The 19,591-nt window shown below is 45.2% G+C and carries 19 protein-coding genes, 1 other RNA gene and 2 pseudogenes; 9 read left to right on the forward strand and 13 right to left on the reverse strand.

What is annotated here, in order from left to right; genetic code table 11:
* Positions 1 to 94 precede the first annotated feature (94 nt).
* The 6 genes from Q1A40_RS03305 to Q1A40_RS03330 form a co-directional block, all read right to left on the reverse strand.
* Positions 95 to 619, reverse strand: a complete 525-nt coding sequence (locus tag Q1A40_RS03305; RefSeq protein ID WP_299997740.1) for a YhcH/YjgK/YiaL family protein — start codon at positions 617 to 619, stop codon at positions 95 to 97.
* A 74-nt stretch (positions 620 to 693) separates the two neighbouring features.
* Positions 694 to 1,671, reverse strand: coding sequence for a DctP family TRAP transporter solute-binding subunit (locus Q1A40_RS03310; protein ID WP_299997743.1), 978 nt, complete (start codon positions 1,669 to 1,671; stop codon positions 694 to 696).
* A gap of 18 nt (positions 1,672 to 1,689) precedes the next feature.
* The gene (locus Q1A40_RS03315; protein ID WP_299997745.1) at positions 1,690 to 2,970 is read right to left on the reverse strand and encodes a TRAP transporter large permease subunit; all 1,281 of its coding nucleotides are present in this window, start codon (positions 2,968 to 2,970) and stop codon (positions 1,690 to 1,692) included.
* A gap of 13 nt (positions 2,971 to 2,983) precedes the next feature.
* Positions 2,984 to 3,454: a TRAP transporter small permease gene (locus tag Q1A40_RS03320; RefSeq protein ID WP_299997748.1), complete on the reverse strand. Its 471-nt coding sequence runs from the start codon at positions 3,452 to 3,454 to the stop codon at positions 2,984 to 2,986.
* Between the two features lie 25 nt (positions 3,455 to 3,479).
* On the reverse strand, positions 3,480 to 4,481 hold the full coding sequence (gene yiaK, locus Q1A40_RS03325; RefSeq protein WP_299997751.1) for a 3-dehydro-L-gulonate 2-dehydrogenase: 1,002 nt from the start codon (positions 4,479 to 4,481) through the stop codon (positions 3,480 to 3,482).
* 621 nt (positions 4,482 to 5,102) lie between these two features.
* Positions 5,103 to 5,237, reverse strand: a complete 135-nt coding sequence (locus tag Q1A40_RS03330; protein ID WP_299997754.1) for an AcrZ family multidrug efflux pump-associated protein — start codon at positions 5,235 to 5,237, stop codon at positions 5,103 to 5,105.
* A 125-nt stretch (positions 5,238 to 5,362) separates the two neighbouring features.
* Here Q1A40_RS03330 and modE point away from each other — a divergent pair, with 125 nt between their 5' ends.
* From modE to gpmA, 7 genes and pseudogenes are all read left to right on the forward strand, one after another.
* Complete coding sequence (modE, locus tag Q1A40_RS03335; protein ID WP_299997757.1) at positions 5,363 to 6,154, forward strand: molybdenum-dependent transcriptional regulator; 792 nt, start codon at positions 5,363 to 5,365, stop codon at positions 6,152 to 6,154.
* Positions 6,155 to 6,230: 76 nt separating this feature from the next.
* Positions 6,231 to 7,703, forward strand: a complete 1,473-nt coding sequence (gene modF / locus Q1A40_RS03340) for a molybdate ABC transporter ATP-binding protein ModF (RefSeq protein WP_299997760.1) — start codon at positions 6,231 to 6,233, stop codon at positions 7,701 to 7,703.
* 153 nt (positions 7,704 to 7,856) lie between these two features.
* A pseudogene (locus Q1A40_RS03345) lies at positions 7,857 to 8,171 on the forward strand (PTS system mannose/fructose/sorbose family transporter subunit IID); the annotation flags it as partial.
* 30 nt (positions 8,172 to 8,201) lie between these two features.
* Positions 8,202 to 8,636 (forward strand): PTS galactosamine/N-acetylgalactosamine transporter subunit IIA, encoded by a 435-nt coding sequence (gene agaF / locus Q1A40_RS03350; RefSeq protein ID WP_299997763.1) that lies wholly within the window; start codon positions 8,202 to 8,204, stop codon positions 8,634 to 8,636.
* Positions 8,637 to 9,074: 438 nt separating this feature from the next.
* A complete protein-coding gene (gene galE, locus Q1A40_RS03355; protein ID WP_299997766.1) occupies positions 9,075 to 10,091 on the forward strand; it encodes a UDP-glucose 4-epimerase GalE in 1,017 nt (338 codons plus the stop codon).
* Positions 10,092 to 10,312: 221 nt separating this feature from the next.
* Positions 10,313 to 11,359: a galactose-1-epimerase gene (gene galM / locus Q1A40_RS03360; RefSeq protein ID WP_299997768.1), complete on the forward strand. Its 1,047-nt coding sequence runs from the start codon at positions 10,313 to 10,315 to the stop codon at positions 11,357 to 11,359.
* A 221-nt stretch (positions 11,360 to 11,580) separates the two neighbouring features.
* Complete coding sequence (gene gpmA, locus Q1A40_RS03365; protein WP_299997771.1) at positions 11,581 to 12,333, forward strand: 2,3-diphosphoglycerate-dependent phosphoglycerate mutase; 753 nt, start codon at positions 11,581 to 11,583, stop codon at positions 12,331 to 12,333.
* Positions 12,334 to 12,432: 99 nt separating this feature from the next.
* On the opposite strand, the gene Q1A40_RS03370 is transcribed toward gpmA, so the two are convergent.
* Positions 12,433 to 14,079 carry a SulP family inorganic anion transporter gene (locus tag Q1A40_RS03370; protein ID WP_299997773.1) on the reverse strand — a complete coding sequence of 549 codons (1,647 nt, stop codon included), beginning with the start codon at positions 14,077 to 14,079 and terminating at the stop codon, positions 12,433 to 12,435.
* An 80-nt stretch (positions 14,080 to 14,159) separates the two neighbouring features.
* Positions 14,160 to 14,297: a hypothetical protein gene (locus tag Q1A40_RS03375; protein WP_299997776.1), complete on the reverse strand. Its 138-nt coding sequence runs from the start codon at positions 14,295 to 14,297 to the stop codon at positions 14,160 to 14,162.
* Between Q1A40_RS03375 and Q1A40_RS03380 the strand changes: the two are divergent.
* Positions 14,262 to 14,371: pseudogene (locus Q1A40_RS03380) on the forward strand (IS6 family transposase); the annotation flags it as partial. The gene Q1A40_RS03375 and the pseudogene Q1A40_RS03380 overlap by 36 nt on opposite strands.
* A gap of 684 nt (positions 14,372 to 15,055) precedes the next feature.
* Here the strand turns inward: Q1A40_RS03380 and Q1A40_RS03385 are convergent.
* On the reverse strand, positions 15,056 to 15,553 hold the full coding sequence (locus tag Q1A40_RS03385; protein WP_299997779.1) for a ClbS/DfsB family four-helix bundle protein: 498 nt from the start codon (positions 15,551 to 15,553) through the stop codon (positions 15,056 to 15,058).
* Positions 15,554 to 15,717: 164 nt separating this feature from the next.
* On the opposite strand from Q1A40_RS03385, the gene nudI reads away from it, so the two are divergent.
* Positions 15,718 to 16,143 (forward strand): nucleoside triphosphatase NudI, encoded by a 426-nt coding sequence (gene nudI, locus Q1A40_RS03390; protein ID WP_299997782.1) that lies wholly within the window; start codon positions 15,718 to 15,720, stop codon positions 16,141 to 16,143.
* Positions 16,144 to 16,197: 54 nt separating this feature from the next.
* Here the strand turns inward: nudI and aroG are convergent, their stop codons facing one another.
* From aroG to Q1A40_RS03410, 4 genes are all read right to left on the reverse strand, one after another.
* Positions 16,198 to 17,250, reverse strand: coding sequence for a 3-deoxy-7-phosphoheptulonate synthase AroG (gene aroG, locus Q1A40_RS03395; protein ID WP_299997786.1), 1,053 nt, complete (start codon positions 17,248 to 17,250; stop codon positions 16,198 to 16,200).
* Between the two features lie 231 nt (positions 17,251 to 17,481).
* Positions 17,482 to 18,198, reverse strand: coding sequence for a nicotinamide riboside transporter PnuC (gene pnuC, locus Q1A40_RS03400; protein WP_299997789.1), 717 nt, complete (start codon positions 18,196 to 18,198; stop codon positions 17,482 to 17,484).
* 21 nt (positions 18,199 to 18,219) lie between these two features.
* Positions 18,220 to 19,281: a quinolinate synthase NadA gene (gene nadA, locus Q1A40_RS03405; protein WP_299997914.1), complete on the reverse strand. Its 1,062-nt coding sequence runs from the start codon at positions 19,279 to 19,281 to the stop codon at positions 18,220 to 18,222.
* A gap of 203 nt (positions 19,282 to 19,484) precedes the next feature.
* Positions 19,485 to 19,591, reverse strand: a non-coding RNA gene (locus Q1A40_RS03410) — RtT sRNA; the annotation flags it as partial.

Genomic DNA, 19,591 nt, shown 5'->3' on the forward strand with positions numbered 1-19,591 from the left:
AACATCCTCATCACGACAACCTCAAGGCAAATTGAAGTATAACGGGTATCACTTTTTCCATAGCCCTTCTCCCATTTCAGCCTGAGGCACCAGGTTATGATACTTCCTCAAACAGGGAGTAATGCAGTTTAACCACCAGCTTTTTAACCGATTCGGGTTTCGTGACCTGAATATTAGTCGCGTGAATGAACGACGGTGGGAAAAAATAAAAAGCCCCGGGTTTGGCGATAAACAAATTCAGTTCATCTGATTTTGCCTGATAGTACAAAATATCCCGTTCAGGTAAATATTCACCATCAGGTACAAATTGGCCTTCATCTAAGCACCATGCCATACGTTCTTGCCCACTCAGGACAATTTGTAGATCGCAAAAATGAGTATGAATTTCTGGTTTCTGTAAAGAGGCATCCGTCGTGTCATAGTGAAGAATAACAAACCAAGCCTGTTTTTCGGGTAAAAAAGGTAGGGTATAACGGCCAGGTGATAACGTGCTAAGAGGCTGTGCAATTATCCAATCCAATAGACGACGGATCAGGGGAGGATAATGTAAGCACGGCGGATACTGCTGAGATATTCCTTCATGTGTCGGCAAGGCTGTCATTATTTTTCCAGTCAGCATGGTGACTCCTGTTTTCGCTCTGTTCCCGACTGATACCTTGCCAGCTCTGGCTGGCAACGTATCAGATTTTAGCGTTATTTTTGTGTGGCTAATATCTCGGTAATGATGCTGTCACCATTTTCATCTGTGAACGTTTTCCAGACAGGTTTAGCCTTTGCCTGGAATGCCTGGGCATTCACGTCACGATTAACCTTCATACCGTCTTTTTCCAATGTAGCTATCATTTCATCTTCTTTCTGCATGCTCATAATGCGTTGAAGATCAATGGCTTCTTTGGCAACATCAGCGATGATTTTTTGTTGCTCTGGTGTCAATTTATTGAATTTTTTCAGGTTCATAGCTATGACCAACGGGGAGTACGCATGCTGGGACAGACTGAGGTATTTCTGAACTTCAAATAGCTTAAATGACAGCGTTATACTGACAGGGTGGTCCTGTGCATCCACAACGCCCGATTCTAATGCGGTATACAGTTCTGAAACAGGGATCTGCTGTGGGTTAGCGCCCATAAGCTGAAACATGTCATTCAGTGCTTTAGCGTTATTCACCCGCATCTGTAATCCTTTCAGATCTTCAGGTTCTTTAATCGGGCGTTTTGAATTAGTGATATTACGAAAACCATTTTCAGGATATCCCAACCCTTTTGCGCCATATTTTTCCATTTGTTTAAGCACATCCTGACCCGGTTTACCATCAAGTGCTAAATAAGCACTTTCACGAGTAGGGAAAATATAGGGCAGTTCAAACGCGGCAGCATCCGGAACTAAACCGGACCAGTTATTAAGTCCCACCATCGAAATATCGACAATGCCAGAACGTGTACCGTCAATCATCTGTTTATCACTGCCAAGCTGCCCTTGTGGGAAAAGGTTGACGATAACCTCTCCATTAGTGCGCGCCTCAACCTCTTTTTTGAAATGCTTGGCGAGATCTTGTTGAAGATCTGACTCTGGTGCCGCATGTGCAAATTTCAATGTCACAGCGGCAGATACAGGTAAAGAGCAGAGTGAAAATGCGGTCAACAAACTAGCTATTGTTATTAATTTTTTCATCACGTAATTACTCCAATATTAGCCAATAACGAATTGCATCGGGAAAATAATGATTTGGGGAAATATCACGAATAAAATGAGCAATAAACAGTACGCAAAAATAAAGGGTAGAGCACCACGTGTCGCTTGTGACATCGGCGCATTTGCTACACCACAAACAACATTCAGCACAGTACCAACAGGAGGAACAATTAAGCTGATAGAGCAGTTAATAATAAACATTAAACCAAAGTAGACCGGATCAATACCCGCAATATTAATGACGGGCATTAATAGTGGAACAAGAATCAAGACCATCGGACTTAAATCCATTACCATACCAATCATAAAAACAAGCAACATAATAACGGCCATCAGCAAACGTGGACTGTCAATCAAAGGCTCTAATAGTCCGGCTAGTTGCTGTGGTAGTTGTGCAATGGTAATCAACCAGGCGGCCACCATGGCACATCCCACTAAAAACATAACCATTGCCGTTGCGCGACCCGCGGTCAGTAGCACATGGTAAAATTTGCGTAGATTTAACTCACGATAAACAACTGTGGAAATAAAGATGGCGTAAACTGCTGCAACAACCGCGGCTTCCGTCGGGGTAAATATCCCGAAACGGATCCCACCGACAATAATAATCGGCAGCATCAATGCCCACAGGCCATCACGCAGCGCTGCACGCTTCTCTTCCTTGGTTGCCTTATCTTTAACCGGGAGCGATTCTTTCCTGACGATAACACTCCAGACAATCGTTAAAGTAATGCCCATTAGCAGACCGGGAACAATGCCGCCTAAGAACAGGTTTTTAATCGAAATCCCGCCTGCTACACCGATTAAGATTAACGGTAAAGAAGGCGGGATCACAGCTGCAATAATCCCCCCGGATGCCAGCAACCCCATTGATGACGACTCAGGGTATTTCTCGGCTTTCATCATAGGATACAAAATACTGACTAATGCTGCGGCATCCGCAACGGCCGATCCTGAGAGTCCCGCAAGTAATATTGAGGTCATAATGGCAACATAGCCTAATCCGCCTTTTCGGTGACCAACATAGCAGCTGGCAAGGCGAACAATGCGTGTCGATAATCCACCTGCTGACATCACTTCTCCGGCAATTAAAAAGAAGGGAATAGCAAGTAATGCAAAATTATCCACACCATTAATCAATGACTGGGCTAAAATATCTGCACTAAAAACATCTAAATGAAACATCAGTGCAATCGCTGATAGCAATAATGCAAATGAAACCGGCAGGCGTAGCAAAATGCCAATAATCAAAACGCTAAGAAAGATAAATAACGTCATGCTGGTCTCCTTATTATTTTTCTAATAGCCAGTCGGGAAAGAAAATACGAATAAATGATAAAATAATCATTAATCCGCCAGATATTGTTCCCGCTAAATAAAATAATCCAGAAGGTAGGCCCGTAATTTGTGAAATATCATCCCAGTTTTGAAGCATTTGCTCATAGGAACCAATAAATAGCATTGAAACGCATACCAGAATAATTGCCCAACAAACGCGACGCAGAAAAGGAACTAAACGTGGCATTAAACGATCGGTAAATTCGGTAACTGCCAAATGTTCATCACGTTTAAGTACAACAACCGCGCCCAGCATGACGACCCAGACTAATCCAAGACGGGAAATCTCAACGGACTCTCGTAATCCTGAAGAAAAACCGTAGCGCATAACGACGTTGGAAAAGACCAGTATCACCATTATTACAAGAATCAATGCAATGACAGCATCGATTATGTTCCATAATCCCCTGATAATTGCCTGCATAATGGATCCTTCTATTCAATAAGGATTAAAGTTGTGTGATTTGTTGCCAGATACCATCATTAATTTCGATGCCACCTTGTGCCTGATGCTTCTCAATAAAGGCCTGTATTTCAGAACCAGCAATCATCACTCGACCACTTTCTGCTGGTTCAGAGGCCATTACATAATCACGAATACGCTGCATTTCTTGTGCAAATACATCCGCACTCATTGTTTTGTTAACATCAATGGCAATTAAGAATTGAGATACACCAAATTCCGCTTTGCGATCCTCCGTTAATGCAGGTACGGAATAACCGCCGCTTACTGCGGTAAGTAACATATCGAGGATGACAGACATCGATGAGCCTTTCCAAAATCCCATCGGCAGTAGTCGTTTATTCTTCCAGAGTAAATGGGGATCGGTGGTTAAATTACCGGCATCATCAAAGCCACCAACAACAGGAAGTTCTTTATCTGCCAGTACATAATTCTGTAGCTGCCCATAGGAATACTGACTCATAGAGCAATCCACCAGCATGGGGGGATTTCCAGGCATGGACAGGATCAGAGGATTAGAGCCAATCCGATGATCTTTCCCTCCCCATGCAGGCATGACTGCGACAGAGTTCGTCGAGGCTATCCCTGCAAACCCTTGACGAGCCATTTTTAATACATATGCCCCGCCCCGCATCCAGTGATTTGAGTTGCGCATAGCGACCATACCAATACCCGATTCTTGCGCCAACGCCATCGCTCGCTCGGCACAAATAAGTCCGTTTAATACGCCCGGGCCAAAATGACAATCCCACTGTTCTAATGCACCAAATTGTTGGATGCATTCAGGTTCAGCATTGAGTTGAATATGCCCTTGATCAACTTGTTCAATAAAAACAGGGAAACGATTGATGCCGTGAGAATAAGTACCTTCATTGGCCATTTCAACAAAGCCAGAGGCTAATTGTTCCGCGCGCTGTTTATTCATCCCACGTTTTAATAAAATACGCTGATATTCGTTTTGTAATGAACCTAAACTGACTAATGGCATATCATCATCTCCGGTTTTTATTTCACCGAAGTATTAGCCAGCTTGTTTATTTTTAATATCAGCAAATAATAGATTTGTGAGCATAACTGTTAAAAATGAAATAATTTATGTTTTTTGTTTCGCATTGCGGAATGGTGGCGGTTATGGGAAGAAAGAGATAATTAATTGAAAAATAAAGATTATTATGTAGATCATTGTTTTAAATAGCGCCTTTATCCCTCATGCGGACGCGCTATTAGCACCTTTGGGGTTCATCTGTTTAGCCGACAGGTAGCTCTAAAAAAGTGGGGATTCAGGCATGAAAAAATGGCTCAGGATGAGCAAGATATCGTTTTTGTGAATATAAAAGCGCAGGAACGGTATATCGTCAGTACAGAGAACGATTCAGAACCAAGATTCATCCCGAATGAAAATAAGCTATTGAAGTAACGTTACCGGGGAATCAATGAATATCGCAGAGAAATGGACAATGCCACCCAAAGCGGGGATTTGACATTGTCACAGTAAGCAATTTATTTTGAGGTTCGTCTCGATAAAGCCGTCACGTTGTACCGATTTTTAACGTGTCACAGTATGATGACGCACTCAAAAGCCGGGCGCGGATAAATAACGAACGGCGTTTTATTTTTCCCGGTGACCAATATTAGAGAAAACGTTAAAAACTTCCCCTAATAAATAGATGGATCCCAGGATAACGGTCATCACAACCGGCACCATAACGGCGGCTAAACCCAAACTCTTCAGTAACTCTATCATTGCTGCCTCCAGTAAAAGTGCATCTTATTATTCTATCGTGGGTTGGGATAAATGTACGATCCTTTTGTGCCATTTGTACACAGATTGACTATAGTAGCCTCCCCTTTCCCTGAAATGGAGAAGTTATGCAAGCTGAAATCCTGTTAACTATGAAGCTACAACAACGTATCTTCGCCGATCCTCGCCGTATAAGTTTGCTTAAACAGATAAAACAGACCGGCTCCATCAGCCAAGGGGCAAAACTTGCAGGTATTAGCTATAAAAGTGCCTGGGATGCCATCAATGAGATGAATCAGATAGCTGAACATATTCTGGTGGAACGCGCCACGGGCGGTAAAGGCGGCGGGGGGGCAATGGTGACGCATTATGGTGAACGTTTAATTCAGCTCTATGATTTATTAGGGCAAATTCAGCAAAAAGCCTTTGATGTGTTGCAAGATGATTCTTTACCGCTGGACAGCCTTCTGGCCTCTATTTCTCGTTTTTCTCTACAAACCAGCGCACGCAATCAGTTATTTGGAACCGTGGTTAAACGTCACCATGAGCAAGTCCAGCAGCAAATTGAGATTTTGTTGACTGACGGTAAAACACGGGTTAAAGCTGCCATTACGCGCCAAAGTGCCGATCGACTGGCATTAAATGAAGGTAAAGAGGTTCTGGTACTCATCAAAGCCCCCTGGATTGAGCTCACGACCTGTCCTGGGGAACTGACAGATACAGACAACCAGCTGGCAGGCAGGATTACCACCATCGAACGCGGACACGAGCAAAGTGAAGCGCTGGTTCAACTGACAGACGGTCAAATACTTTGTGCTACCGTACCCAACAGCCATATACAACAACAGAATCTGAAAGAAGGTTCTGAGATAACAGCATTTTTTAATGCTGATCGGGTAATTATTGCCACACTATGCTGAAAATTTACCAGTGATTGACATTGCGGCTGACAACTCGTATTTCTGTCACCATTTGCTGCAATAAATGGGATAAGATATGTCTTCGTTGCATATTTCGCAAGGCACGTTTCACCTGAGCGATACTAAAACTTTTAATCTTGATAGCCTGACCATTCACGCCGGGGAAAGCTGGGCTTTTGTCGGAGCGAATGGCAGCGGTAAATCCGCCCTTGCCCGGGCGCTTGCGGGTTCTTTACTGTTACAAAAGGGCGAGCGTAACTGCGATTTTAAGCGCATTGCCCATCTCTCTTTTGAACAACTGCAAAAACTGGTAAGCGATGAGTGGCAGCGTAATAACACCGATATGCTCGGCATCGATGAAGATGATACCGGGCGTACAACAGCGGAAATTATTCAGGATGAAGTAAAAAATATCGAGCGCTGCAATAAACTGGCGGCGCTGTTTGGTATCAGCCATTTACTGACCCGTCGGTTTAAATATCTCTCTACGGGGGAAACGCGGAAAACATTGTTATGTCAGGCACTCATGTCTGAGCCAGAGCTGCTTATTCTTGATGAGCCTTTTGACGGCCTGGATGTACAGTCACGCCAACAGCTCTCTCAGTTACTGGCAGAGCTCAGTTCTCAGGGCTATACCCTGGTACTGGTACTCAATCGTTTTGATGAGATACCGGAATTCATTCAGTATGTTGGCGTCCTCGCTGAGTGCACCTTGACTGAAATCGGTGAAAAACAATCTCTGCTGGAACAGGCGCTTATTGCACAGCTGGCACACAGCGAAACTCTGGATGGCCTGGCCCTGCCGCAAGCTGACAATACGGACTCTCGTTATGGGCTATCAGCAGACCAGCCGCGAATTATCCTTAACAATGGCGTGGTGGAGTATAACGACAAGCCTATCCTTCATAACCTGTCATGGACGGTCAACCCTGGCGAACACTGGCAGATTGTTGGTCCGAACGGTGCAGGTAAATCAACACTACTTAGCCTGGTCACCGGAGATCACCCGCAAGGTTACAGTAACGATTTAACACTATTTGGTCGCCGCCGGGGGAGCGGAGAGACTATCTGGGATATTAAAAAACATATTGGCTATGTCAGCAGCAGTCTGCATCTCGATTATCGGGTCAGTACTACGGTACGTAATGTTATTCTGTCAGGTTATTTTGATTCAATCGGTATCTATCAGGCTATTTCTGATAGCCAGCAAAAACTTACCCGTGAATGGCTGAATATCATAGGCATGGATAATGCCACCGCTGATGCCCCCTTCCACAGCCTTTCCTGGGGACAACAACGCCTGGCTCTGATTGTCCGGGCCTTGGTAAAACATCCTACGTTACTGATTCTGGATGAACCATTGCAAGGTCTCGATCCTCTCAATCGCCAACTGATTCGTCGGTTTGTCGATATACTGATAGGGGAAGGAACAACGCAATTGCTGTTTGTCTCTCACCACGCTGAAGATGCACCTGACTGCATTACTCATCGACTGACATTTGTTCCGGACGAAGATAAATACCGCTACCAAATAGAGCGTCTGGCGTAATCAGATAGCCCGACTGACGCAGTCGGGCTCTACTTTTTAAAAGATAATCCCGGCATCGTTTTTCCGTGAACGAAATAACCTCCTTACCAGAACAGTCAATCAGGTATTTTTGCTGTCTGTTCCGCACATCCATTCGTTCTGGAAGCAGCCATACACCATGCTTACCGCCTTGGCGTCGCTGCTTAACCCCCCCGTAAAGTCGGCCATGCTGCATCAATGGTGGGAATAATCGTCATTGGCACACTTGTCGCCACTTATATGCATTTATCTACAACACCTGAAATAACGGCAGGCAATACCGTTATTAAGTTTCAAACCAATGTTGTCGATAAACTTATGCCGGCTTTTCTTCCCCTTCTATACACCCTCACTATGTATGGGTTAGTACGCCGTGGCTGGAGCCCTTTGCAGCTCACAGGACTCACCGTTGTATTGGGGATTACTGGAATGTTTTGTCACTTCCTGTAGTCAAAAATATAATAAATCAGGGAAAACAATATGATAAGTATCATTCTTAGTGGTCACGGTGGATTTGCCACTGGGTTAGAAAAAGCAATGAGACAAATAGTCGGCGATCAGCCGCAAGTTATCGCCATCGATTTTACTGAGAACACCTCTCCCGACCAGCTAAACGCTAAGTTTAAACGGGCATTAGCCGAGCTGGATGAGAGCAATGGGCTGATTTTTTTGACTGATTTGCTTGGAGGCACCCCCTTCCGTTTGGCCTCTGTTCTGGCACTAGAGAAAGAAAATCGGGAAGTGATGACCGGTATAAACTTACAACTTTTGCTGGAACTGGTATTGGATCAGGAGGGGGTAAATAACCAGACATTTCGACAAAAAGCGCTGGAATGTGGTCACCGGGGATTAACCAGTCTGACAGATGAAATGAAACGTTATCATACAGCTACAGATGATAAGGACGAAATATGAACGTAATGGATCCCGTCACTGTTTCAAGCTCATTTTGCTGAAGCAAAAAAGGAGCGCCAACAACCTGAATTCTGGCTCCAGGCTCTAAAAAATATTGAAATCCTGTGCCAAAGGATAGATAGCGGCGGACTACAAGGCATCGCGCGGGAGTCAGTCCTGGAAAGGCCAGGACAATGGCAGAGAGTAAAGTAACCGTTTGGGGAACCGACAATGCGCAAAGGTTGATGAAGGGTCAGCTGCTGTAACTTCATTTGCTTATAAACAATGCAAATCTTATAATAATTCCTTTAAATTCATCAATAAAGAGTCTATTTACTCCTCATCTGACACAGATATATTTTTTGTGTAAACGATACCACCTCTTAGTAAGTGGTCACATTTCCCTCACATTACTTGTGCTATATTTAAATAAAGCAGAGACTGTCTGGAGAGTTCAACATGCAAGTTTTAGTTACCGGCGGTAGCGGTTACATCGGCAGTCATACCTGTGTACAACTACTCCAAAGCGGACATGACGTTATTATTCTGGATAACTTGTGTAACAGTAAGCGAAGCGTCATTACAACGATTGAAACACTCGGTGGCAAACATCCAACCTTCATCCATGGCGATATTCGCGATGGTGCCCTGTTGGCTGAAATTTTCCACGAACACCGTATTGATGCAGTGATTCATTTTGCCGGCCTGAAAGCTGTCGGTGAGTCCGTCAGCAAACCACTCGATTACTACGAAAACAATGTCACAGGAACATTGTCTCTGCTCTCTGCGATGCGAGCGGCGAACGTGACGAATTTTATTTTTAGCTCTTCTGCTACCGTTTATGGCGATCAGCCTAATATTCCTTATGTCGAAAGTTTTCCCACCGGTACTCCTGCCAGTCCTTATGGCCGTAGCAAGCTGATGGTGGAACAAATTCTGACTGACTTACAACGCGCTCAGCCAGACTGGAGCGTTTCCCTGCTGCGTTACTTCAATCCGGTCGGAGCCCACCCATCTGGGGATATGGGTGAAGATCCTCAGGGGATTCCAAATAATCTGATGCCGTATATTGCTCAGGTTGCCGTTGGCCGTCGTGACTCACTGGCAATATTTGGTAATGACTATCCCACCAAGGATGGCACTGGAGTACGCGATTATATTCATGTTTTAGACCTTGCCGACGGGCACATTGCCGCGATGGAAACCTTGAGCGGCAAACCCGGAGTACATATTTATAATCTGGGCGCAGGTGTCGGCCATAGTGTTCTGGACGTCGTTAATGCGTTTAGTCAGGCCTGCGGAAAACCGGTGAACTATCATTTTGCACCACGCCGTGAAGGCGATTTACCGGCTTACTGGGCTGATGCCACAAAAGCAGATAAAGATCTCAACTGGCGGGTTAGCCGTAGTCTGCAAGAGATGGCTGACGATACTTGGCGCTGGCAATCACGGCATCCAGAAGGTTATCCGGATTAAAAAACGATACGGATACTGCCCAAGACCGTAAATAACCTACACCGACTAAGCGCCCCAGGTAAGGGGCGCAAGATGTTACTTCTGCAGCCCAACTCCCCGTACGTTTTTTCTACTCTGTATTTATATGACAGGGGGGGTGGTGACTACATGAAAGAGGATGAAATTTGTACCCCTATTAAAAATATTTTCTCTGTTTGCCGGACAATTCAAGGAGCCAGTGAATGTTAAATGAAGCCATACGTCTTGCCCCAGATGGTCAGCCTTTCAATGTAATAACACTTCGCAATACTCATGGTATGACGGTCTCAGTGATGGATTGGGGCGCAACCCTGCTCTCCTGCCAGGTTTTGATGAAAGACGGCAGTGTACGAGAAACGCTGTTAGGCAGCCCTTCTCCCGCTGATTATCCGCACCAGCAGGCTTATTTAGGAGCAAGCGTCGGCCGTTACGCTAACCGCATTGCTAACAGCCAGATATCACTCGGGGATGAGATAATTCATCTTTCTGCCAGTCAGCCCCCTCATCAGCTTCATGGTGGAATTGAAGGATTTGATAAACGTCGCTGGTCACTGATATCACACAATGAACATGAAGCGATTTATCACCTGACTTCTCCTGAAGGCGATCAGGGTTTTCCTGGTACATTGCAGGTTACCGCACAATTTGTGCTGAAAGAAGATAACCGTATCAGTATCCAGTATCGCGCCACGGTGGATAAACCTTGCCCGGTAAGTCTGACCAATCATGCCTATTTTAATCTGGACAGCCAGCACCATGATGTTCGCCAGCATCGTTTACAGATTTTTGCCGACGACTACTTGCCCGTTGACAGTCAGGGGATCCCGACGGGTGAGGGAAAACTAAAGCCAGTTGACGGAACATCCTTTGATTTCCGTAACGCAAAAACCATTGTCAGGGACTTTTTACAGGATGCCGACCAACAGGCGGTAAAAGGCTACGACCATAGTTTCTTATTACAAACAAAAGGCAATCTTGAACAGGCCGCCGCAAAAGTCTGGTCTGCTGATAACCTGTTACAAATGACGGTCTACACTACCGCCCCCGCATTGCAATTCTATAGCGGTAACTATCTGGAAGGTACCAAGGCCAGAGATAAAACCCATTATCGCGCCTATGATGGCCTGGCACTGGAAAGTGAGCATTTACCCGACAGCCCTAATCATCCGGAATGGCCGCAGCCGGATTGCTGGTTACTGCCGGGCGAAGAGTACGTCAGTATTACAGAGTATCAATTTCAGTCGCTCTAGTATTTTTCAGCAGATAAATACGCGTATTTTTTCGCCGAAATGCTGTTTTTACCACCAGAGTAAGCTAAAAATAGATTATCCCTTAATAACGGTCTTACGCTCAGGCCGCTTTTTAGCTATGTTATAGGGTAAATAATTTCGTCTTGCTGGCGTGCGCGTCTGCCAGTCAGTAAGACCAAAAGAATTGTTATTCTTTATCTCAAGCTCAATAGGAGTTGATTATGGCTGTAACTAAGCTGGTTCTGGTTCGTCACGGTGAAAGTCAGTGGAACAACGAAAACCGCTTTACCGGTTGGTATGACGTTGATCTGTCTGAAAAAGGACAAACCGAAGCTAAAGCTGCTGGTCAGTTGCTGAAAGACGAAGGCTACTCTTTCGATTTTGCTTACACTTCAGTGCTGAAACGTGCCATCCACACGTTATGGAATATTCTTGATGAGCTGGATCAGGCTTGGTTGCCAGTTGAGAAGTCCTGGAAGCTGAACGAGCGTCATTACGGTGCTCTGCAAGGTCTTAACAAAGCTGAAACCGCTGAAAAATACGGTGACGAGCAGGTTAAACAGTGGCGTCGTGGTTTCGCAATCACTCCTCCGGCACTGGATAAAGATGACGAGCGTTTCCCGGGACACGATCCGCGTTATGCTTCACTGACTGATGCAGAGCTGCCAACGACTGAGAGCCTGGCACTGACCATCGAACGCGTTATCCCATTCTGGAATGAGTCTATCCTGCCACGTATGCAATCTGGTGAGCGCGTTATCGTTGCTGCTCACGGTAACTCCCTGCGTGCCCTGGTGAAATACCTGGATAACCTGAGCGAAGATGAAATTCTCGAGCTGAATATCCCAACTGGCGTACCTTTGGTTTATGAGTTTGATGAAAACTTCAAACCTCTGAAACGTTACTACCTGGGTAATGCTGATGAAATCGCAGCAAAAGCAGCCGCAGTAGCCAACCAGGGTAAAGCGAAGTAATTCGTTTTCCTGTCTCAGCGAGTAACGTGCTCGCCTGAGTCTTGCTCCTGATACGGACTAAAAACACCTGATGCAGCCTGTCAGGTGTTTTTTTTTGCCTTACGGCTGGAATTCAGTTTCAGCAGGTAAACTAGCAAGGATTTGGGGGAGTGCTTTTTGGAAGGCAGTAAAATCAGCAAAAATACGTTCCTCATTCAAAACATGAGGAATGATATTCATTGATTTCATCTCATTAACCTGGCAATCGGACAATCCCACGATATAAACCTGAATACCAAGCTCCTGAATATCAGTCATCACGTCCTGCAAAGCATATAATCCCGACTGGTCCAAATATAAAACCCGCTCCATGCGTAAAACCAGTATTTTGCCCTGGGTGATACCGGCAGCAGCCGCCCGAAATCCATAGACAAAGCCAAAAAACAACGGTCCTGTGACATGCTTTATCAGTAAACGTTGACGTAAAGGCTCGGGCAGCGCTATTTCATCAACCCACAACTCCTCTTCAGCAAACGTCAGAACGGTGTTTTTCTCTGAAACAGACGCCACTTTTGCCATAAAAATAAGAGCCGCCATGACCATTCCCACCCCAACAGCGGTGACCATTCCGGCAAAAACAGTAAGAACAATCACCGTCAACATGACAAGCACGTCACTGCGTGGCGCGCGCAATAGATGAGCAAGACTGCGGTAGTCAATAATTCCTAACCCAGCCCCCACCAGGATCCCCGCCAGCACGGCATTCGGAATATATTGCACAATGCCGGAAAGCCCGAGAAGTACCAGCAACAAAAAGAGTCCGTGGATAATACCAGAGGTACAGTGCCGCCCACCGGCACGAACATTAATCGCGGTACGGACAAATGCCCCGGCACCGGGTAAACCACCAAACAGAGCAGAAGTCATATTACCGATGCCCTGACCAATCAGTTCCTGATTACTTTTGTGCCGAGTTTTGGTGATATTATCGGCAACAAGTGAGGTGGTAAGTGAATCAATAGATCCGAGAAATGCAAGTTGCAAAGCGGCCCAAATAAGTAATTTAACCTCTGCCAGAGCAAAAACAGGCACCACAAAATGGGGTAATCCTGCGGGTATTTGACCAATTGTTGGGACACTTAAACCTGCAATAACGGCAAGTGTCGTCAGTCCAACCAGGGCGACCAGAGAAGCAGGTAATTTTTTAATAAAACGTGGCAAGACGAAAATAAGAATAATAGTAAGAGTTGCCAGTAATGCGGCTTCCGGGTTAAATCCAGAAGAAAGCGAACCCAGAGAAGAGATAATAATTACCGGATCGGAGGCCGGTGAAACCATACCCAGAAGCGGGAAAATCTGTTGGGTTAAAATAATAATGCCAATTCCTGTCATCAAGCCTGAAATAACGGGATAAGGCAGAAAACGAATAAACTGCCCTAAACGTAAAATACCAAATAACACCTGAAACAGGCCTGCCAGCAAAAAAACAGCCAGTACATTGGCGATATTAATTTCACCGGAAGGAAGTGTATGAGTGATAACAACCGTTGATGCAATCAAGGTCATGGGTGCTGTCGGACCGGATATCTGGACAGGGGTGCCGCCAAATAAAGATGCCAGAATACCGACAATAACACCACCGTATAAACCCGCCTCTGCTCCCAAGCCAGAAGCGACCCCAAAAGCAAGGCAGAGAGGTAATGCAACCACTCCCGCGGTCAGGCCACCAAATAGATCACCACGTGTAATACAGAATCTCGCAAACATGACTATCTCCCAACAGGTTTATAGATTGGTTGCAAAAAGGTATTGTCGGGTGGCACTTATTTTAAATAAACCTGATCTGGTCAGATACCCAATGCCGCAGCATAAAAAAGCCATGTCAGAACCGGGTAAATAAGCTGTAACAGCAGACGAAAAGTGATAGCGGGATTCAAATCGTTCCGACAGCGCAGACTATTCTGCCAGGAATTGAACTGATCCACATGATACCTGACGAACAGTATCAGCATCCGTGCGGGTTACCCCGGCGGAACAGTTTTCTCTGCTGGTTGCCTGAATACAGACACCACATCATTGTGCCAGCCGTCCGCCGTGAATACGGCAGACTTAAAACCTTTTTTACATTACTCGGTATTGAAATATTGTCAACAGCGTAATTTACTGGCGCTGTCAGTTATTCAGAAAGGTACAATAAATTCCAGCTTTAGCTCTTTATTAACGTGAAAATTCATTTCGCGTTGAATTTTCTCTCAATACACCACGTTTAGCGGAAAAAAGCCACATTGATTATTTTAGAGAAAAAAACAGGGTATCCAAATAACAACACCAACTATTCTGGATGATAACATTCCGGCATCCCTCCCAGAACAATACTATATATAGCAGCAGAGAGCACAGTAAAATAAAGAGCAACCATCGCTCATGTTATATAGTAGATAATCATCAATCTACGCGTTCTTTTTATTTAAAACATTGAATGCATCTTTAATAAAAACATTCTACCAGGAATAGAAAAAGTAAAGTTAAAAATAAAACCAAGACTGAAAAAACATAACAAACCATTGATTCCCTACGATTTACTTTCGAAAGAAAATAAAAAAATATTGCTTATTTGAAACAGAAGCCTTGCATGCTATACACTCTCTTGTTTTCCCTCTTCCACTTACATTTGTCGTAATAATACTGCTCAAATTACTCCAGCGTGCTGAGTGGTGCTTTCTTCTCCCTAAAATAAAAACCGTCAATTTAGCCATTTTCTAATACGACCTCGCGCATTAATATAGGGAGAGGATGTATTAAACTGTATCATTCGTCCTTTGGTCCATTTTTCATACCAGACTATTCCGTACAGCTCTTCGTCCGATCGACTTGTAATTTGCTCTACCAGTTCAGCTTTCACCAAAGTTAATTGTTCGGTTAATTCAGCCCAGCTTAAGTCTGCATAGTCCGCATAAAACTTCTCAGCCAGTAAACCGAGTTGATTCCATTTGAAACCTGTTTCAGGAAAGTCTACCGGGATACTCAAGTCATCCTGATGTAACCATTTCAGTACCAGCCGATTCCAGCCAATCAGATAGGACACCAGGCAACAGGGACTCATCTGCTTTCCCGCTACATGGCCAGGCATAGAATACTCATTAGCACGACTTTCAGGAACTCGTGCCAAGTCAGCGTTAAGCCTGTCGAAGGTAACGGAAATAGCTGATAATAATTCACTTTTTGATGTCGGTATCGCCATAGTAATTCACCTTTCTTATCGGATTTGAATGCCTGACACACCACAAAGACAGAAAGAAATTTATGGCAATGTGGTCTTATCAATCTATACCCGCAAGTATATTATTGTGATTTGACGTAAAGCAGATTACCGCTAAAAAACCGTTTTTCTTAAAAGGAAATACCATGCGCCAGAGGACGATTGTTTGCCCGATAATTCAGAATAATGGGGCCTATTTACTGTGTAAAATGGCCGATGACAGAGGCGTTTTCCCTGGCCAATGGGCGTTACCTGGTGGCGGAATGGAGACAGGCGAAACCATGGAACAAGCCCTAAGACGTGAAATAAGCGAAGAACTGGGAGATAAGCTTGCTATAACCCGCATCACACCATGGCGCTTTAGGGATGACACACGAGTCAAAACCTATGCGGATAAACCCGCGGAAGAAATTTATATGATTTATCTGATCTTTGACTGCCAGAGTGCAAACCGTGAGGTTACTTTTAATGAAGAGTTTCAAGAAATAGCCTGGGTTTTACCCGAAGACCTTAAAACGATGAACTTAAATCAGGCTACTCGTGTTACCTTCACCGAGAAAGGACTCATCTAATTTGAGACTCTCCCAGGAACAAAACAGGGAGAGTCTGATACGCGTCACTGCTGATTAACTACGGCGAGCTTTCACCGCAGCAGCCAGCTGGCGTAATACCACTTCGGTGTCTTCCCAGCCAATACAGGCATCGGTCACACTCTTGCCATAAACCAGAGGCTCACCACTTTCGAGGCTCTGATTACCCTCTACCAGATGGCTTTCAATCATGACGCCAACAATCGCCTTCTCACCCGTCGCAACCTGCTGACAAACATCGTCGCAAACAGTTAATTGTTTTTTGAATTGCTTACTGCTGTTAGCGTGGCTGAAATCAATCATCACCAGCGGAGCAAGACCCGCCTTAACCAGACCTTCTTTCACTTCAGCGACATGTTTTGCACTGTAGTTTGGCTCTTTACCACCGCGCAGAATGATATGACAGTCTTCATTACCACTGGTATTTACAATGGCAGAGTGACCCCATTTGGTTACTGACAGGAAGCAATGAGGTGCGCTGGCAGCGTTAATCGCATCGATAGCGACTTTAATGGTGCCATCAGTACCATTTTTAAAACCTACCGGGCAGGACAGACCAGAAGCCAGCTCACGGTGAACCTGAGATTCCGTGGTGCGGGCGCCAATCGCTCCCCAGCTCATCAAGTCAGCGAGATACTGCGGGGTAATCATATCCAGAAACTCACCCGCTGCCGGCAAACCACTATCATTGATTTCAAGCAGTAGCTGACGAGCAACACGCAAGCCGTCATTGATTTGATAGCTGTTATCCATGTGCGGATCGTTGATAAGCCCTTTCCAGCCCACAGTCGTACGTGGTTTTTCAAAATAAACCCGCATCACAACTTCTAAAGAGTCTTTTAGTTCTTCACGTATTGCCAGTAAGCGAGCAGCGTACTCTTTCGCCGCTTTAGTATCATGAATAGAACAAGGGCCAATGACGACCAGCAGACGGTCATCTTTGCCATTAAGAATATTGTGAATAGCACTACGCGCCCTGGAAACAGTTAAAGCCGATTTTTCCGTCGCCGGGAATTTTTCCAGTAAAGCAACCGGAGGCAGGAGTTCATTGATTTCTTTAATACGTAAATCGTCGTTCTGATAATTCATAATAATTCCGTCGGAGTTCTGGGACATTGCTTCATTGCAGTATCTTCAATCTAACGCGCAGCGCTGAGTGTGTAAAAGGGAATTTACACCCAAGAGGGAATATTTTTTATCCGCTCTGGCTGCATGACATGGGATAAACATGACCTATGAAAGGAATCTCAATGATTCTGCAAAATCTGACAGAAACTCCTCAGTCTCGCCCGTTCTTTGACAGGGCGAGACTGACAGAGATTAAGAAAGTATCCGTGAACCACGCTGGCGGGCACTTCTACTCCACATGCGGCCTCCGTTTACCGCAACAAACATCAGCAGCAGATATTCAAGCGACATCGCGTAGACACCCTGCAGGGCGAAAATAACGATACTTATCATGTTCACTATCACCCACAGAATCCAGTTCTCCACATATTTGCGTGTCATCAGGATCATAGCGGCTATCGACAGTACCATCATGCAGGAGTCCCAGAATGGGAAGGCATCAGGCTCCAGTACCGGTTGTGTCACATTCATTCCCAGACTCTGCATAACAGAAACGGCTACCTGAGTCAGAAAAGCAAAAACAGGGTCGATGTAGACAGTCATCAGGCCAATGGCGATAACAATAGCGACCAACCAGCCTAAGGCTTTCGGTAGGGTTAACCAGCGAACCTGTAATGCAGCCTGATTATCATTACCTTGCCGGGACCAGGCGTACCAACCATAAAGATTGGCAGCAAAGAAAAATAGCTGCAGCAGTAAACTGGCATACAGTTGGATCTGGAAGAAGATGATCGCGAATAGAGTCACGTTAATTAACCCAAAAGCGTAGTTACTGATTTTCTCCAGACTGGCCAGCCAGATACATAATAATCCAGCCACTGTGCCTATCGCTTCGATCCATGATAAATCATACCCTCCCGACCCAATTGGGATGTGCACAAGTATGTTCTGTGTACTAAGAAAATCCATAATTTCCTCAATGCGTAATGATTACGCGTTACCTTTTACAGAAAGACGCAGCTCGGCTGCAAAATTCAGCATGCGATTTAACGGCAGCAAGGCCTTTTCTCGCAGCTGTGGATCAACATGTATTTCGTGCTCCATCCCTCCCGTCTCCAGGCTGTCAGAGATGGCTTTAAGCCCGTTCATGGCCATCCATGGACAATGTGCGCAGCTTCGACAGGTTGCTCCTTCTCCTGCGGTCGGTGCTTCCAGTAATATTTTTTCAGGGCATTCCTGCTGCATGCGATAAAAGATACCGCGATCTGTTGCCACAATAAGCCGCTGATGAGGCAATGTTTTTGCCGCATGAATCAATTGGCTGGTGGAACCTACTGCATCAGCAAGCGCGACAATAGACTGAGGCGATTCCGGATGTACCAGCACAGCTGCATCAGGATAGAGTGCTTTCATCGTGACTAAAGCTTGCGTTTTAAACTCATCATGCACGATACAAGTACTTTGCCAGCACAGCACATCAGCCCCAGTCTGCTGCTGTACATAGTTACCCAAGTGGCGGTCTGGTGCCCAAATAATTTTTTGTCCCAGGCTATCGAGATGCTCAATTAACTCAACCGCAATGCTTGATGTCACAACCCAATCAGCACGCGCTTTTACTGCCGCTGAAGTATTAGCGTAGACCACAACAGTACGGTCCGGGTGTTTATCACAAAATGCGTTAAATGCGTCTATCGGGCAACCCAAGTCCAGGGAGCACTCTGCCTGCAAGGTTGGCATCAGAATCGTTTTTTCAGGACTGAGAATTTTTGCGGTTTCCCCCATAAAACGCACACCGGCTACCAACAAAGTTGAAGCCCTGTGCGCCGCACCAAAGCGAGCCATCTCAAGTGAATCAGAGATACATCCGCCGGTTTCTTCTGCCAGTGACTGAATTTCAGGGTCGGTATAGTAATGTGCAACCATCACTGCATTACGTTCTTTTAGTAAACGTTTTATTTTTTGACGATAAAACTGTTTTTCGTCCAGGCTGAGCACGGCTGGTTTAGGTGGAAAAGGATAGATCCCGATTTCTGGTTCGAACATTGCTGACATAATATCATCTCGTTTTGCCGGCTTAACTAAATTCATCAGTTCGAGCCAGTTAATGCAATAAGACACCCGTTTTGTTTTGTATGCTAAACAGTATGTAAAATTAAGCAACATATTTTGTTACTTTTAAGGCAGGGAAAGACGATAACAAGAAGTAAATAGTCAGGGATGAGGATCGCAGACAGCAAAAAGGCGCCTTTCTACATTGGTGGGTCGTGCAGGATGACTCGGCCTGCGGCCTCGCCCTTCGGGTCGTTGCTGCGCAACGCTGTTACGCTGCGCTTCACCCGAACCTGCTGCAGGTTCGAACCCC

The sequence above is a fragment of the uncultured Cedecea sp. genome (genome assembly GCF_947498825.1).
Classification (GTDB): Bacteria; Pseudomonadota; Gammaproteobacteria; order Enterobacterales; family Enterobacteriaceae; genus JGM124.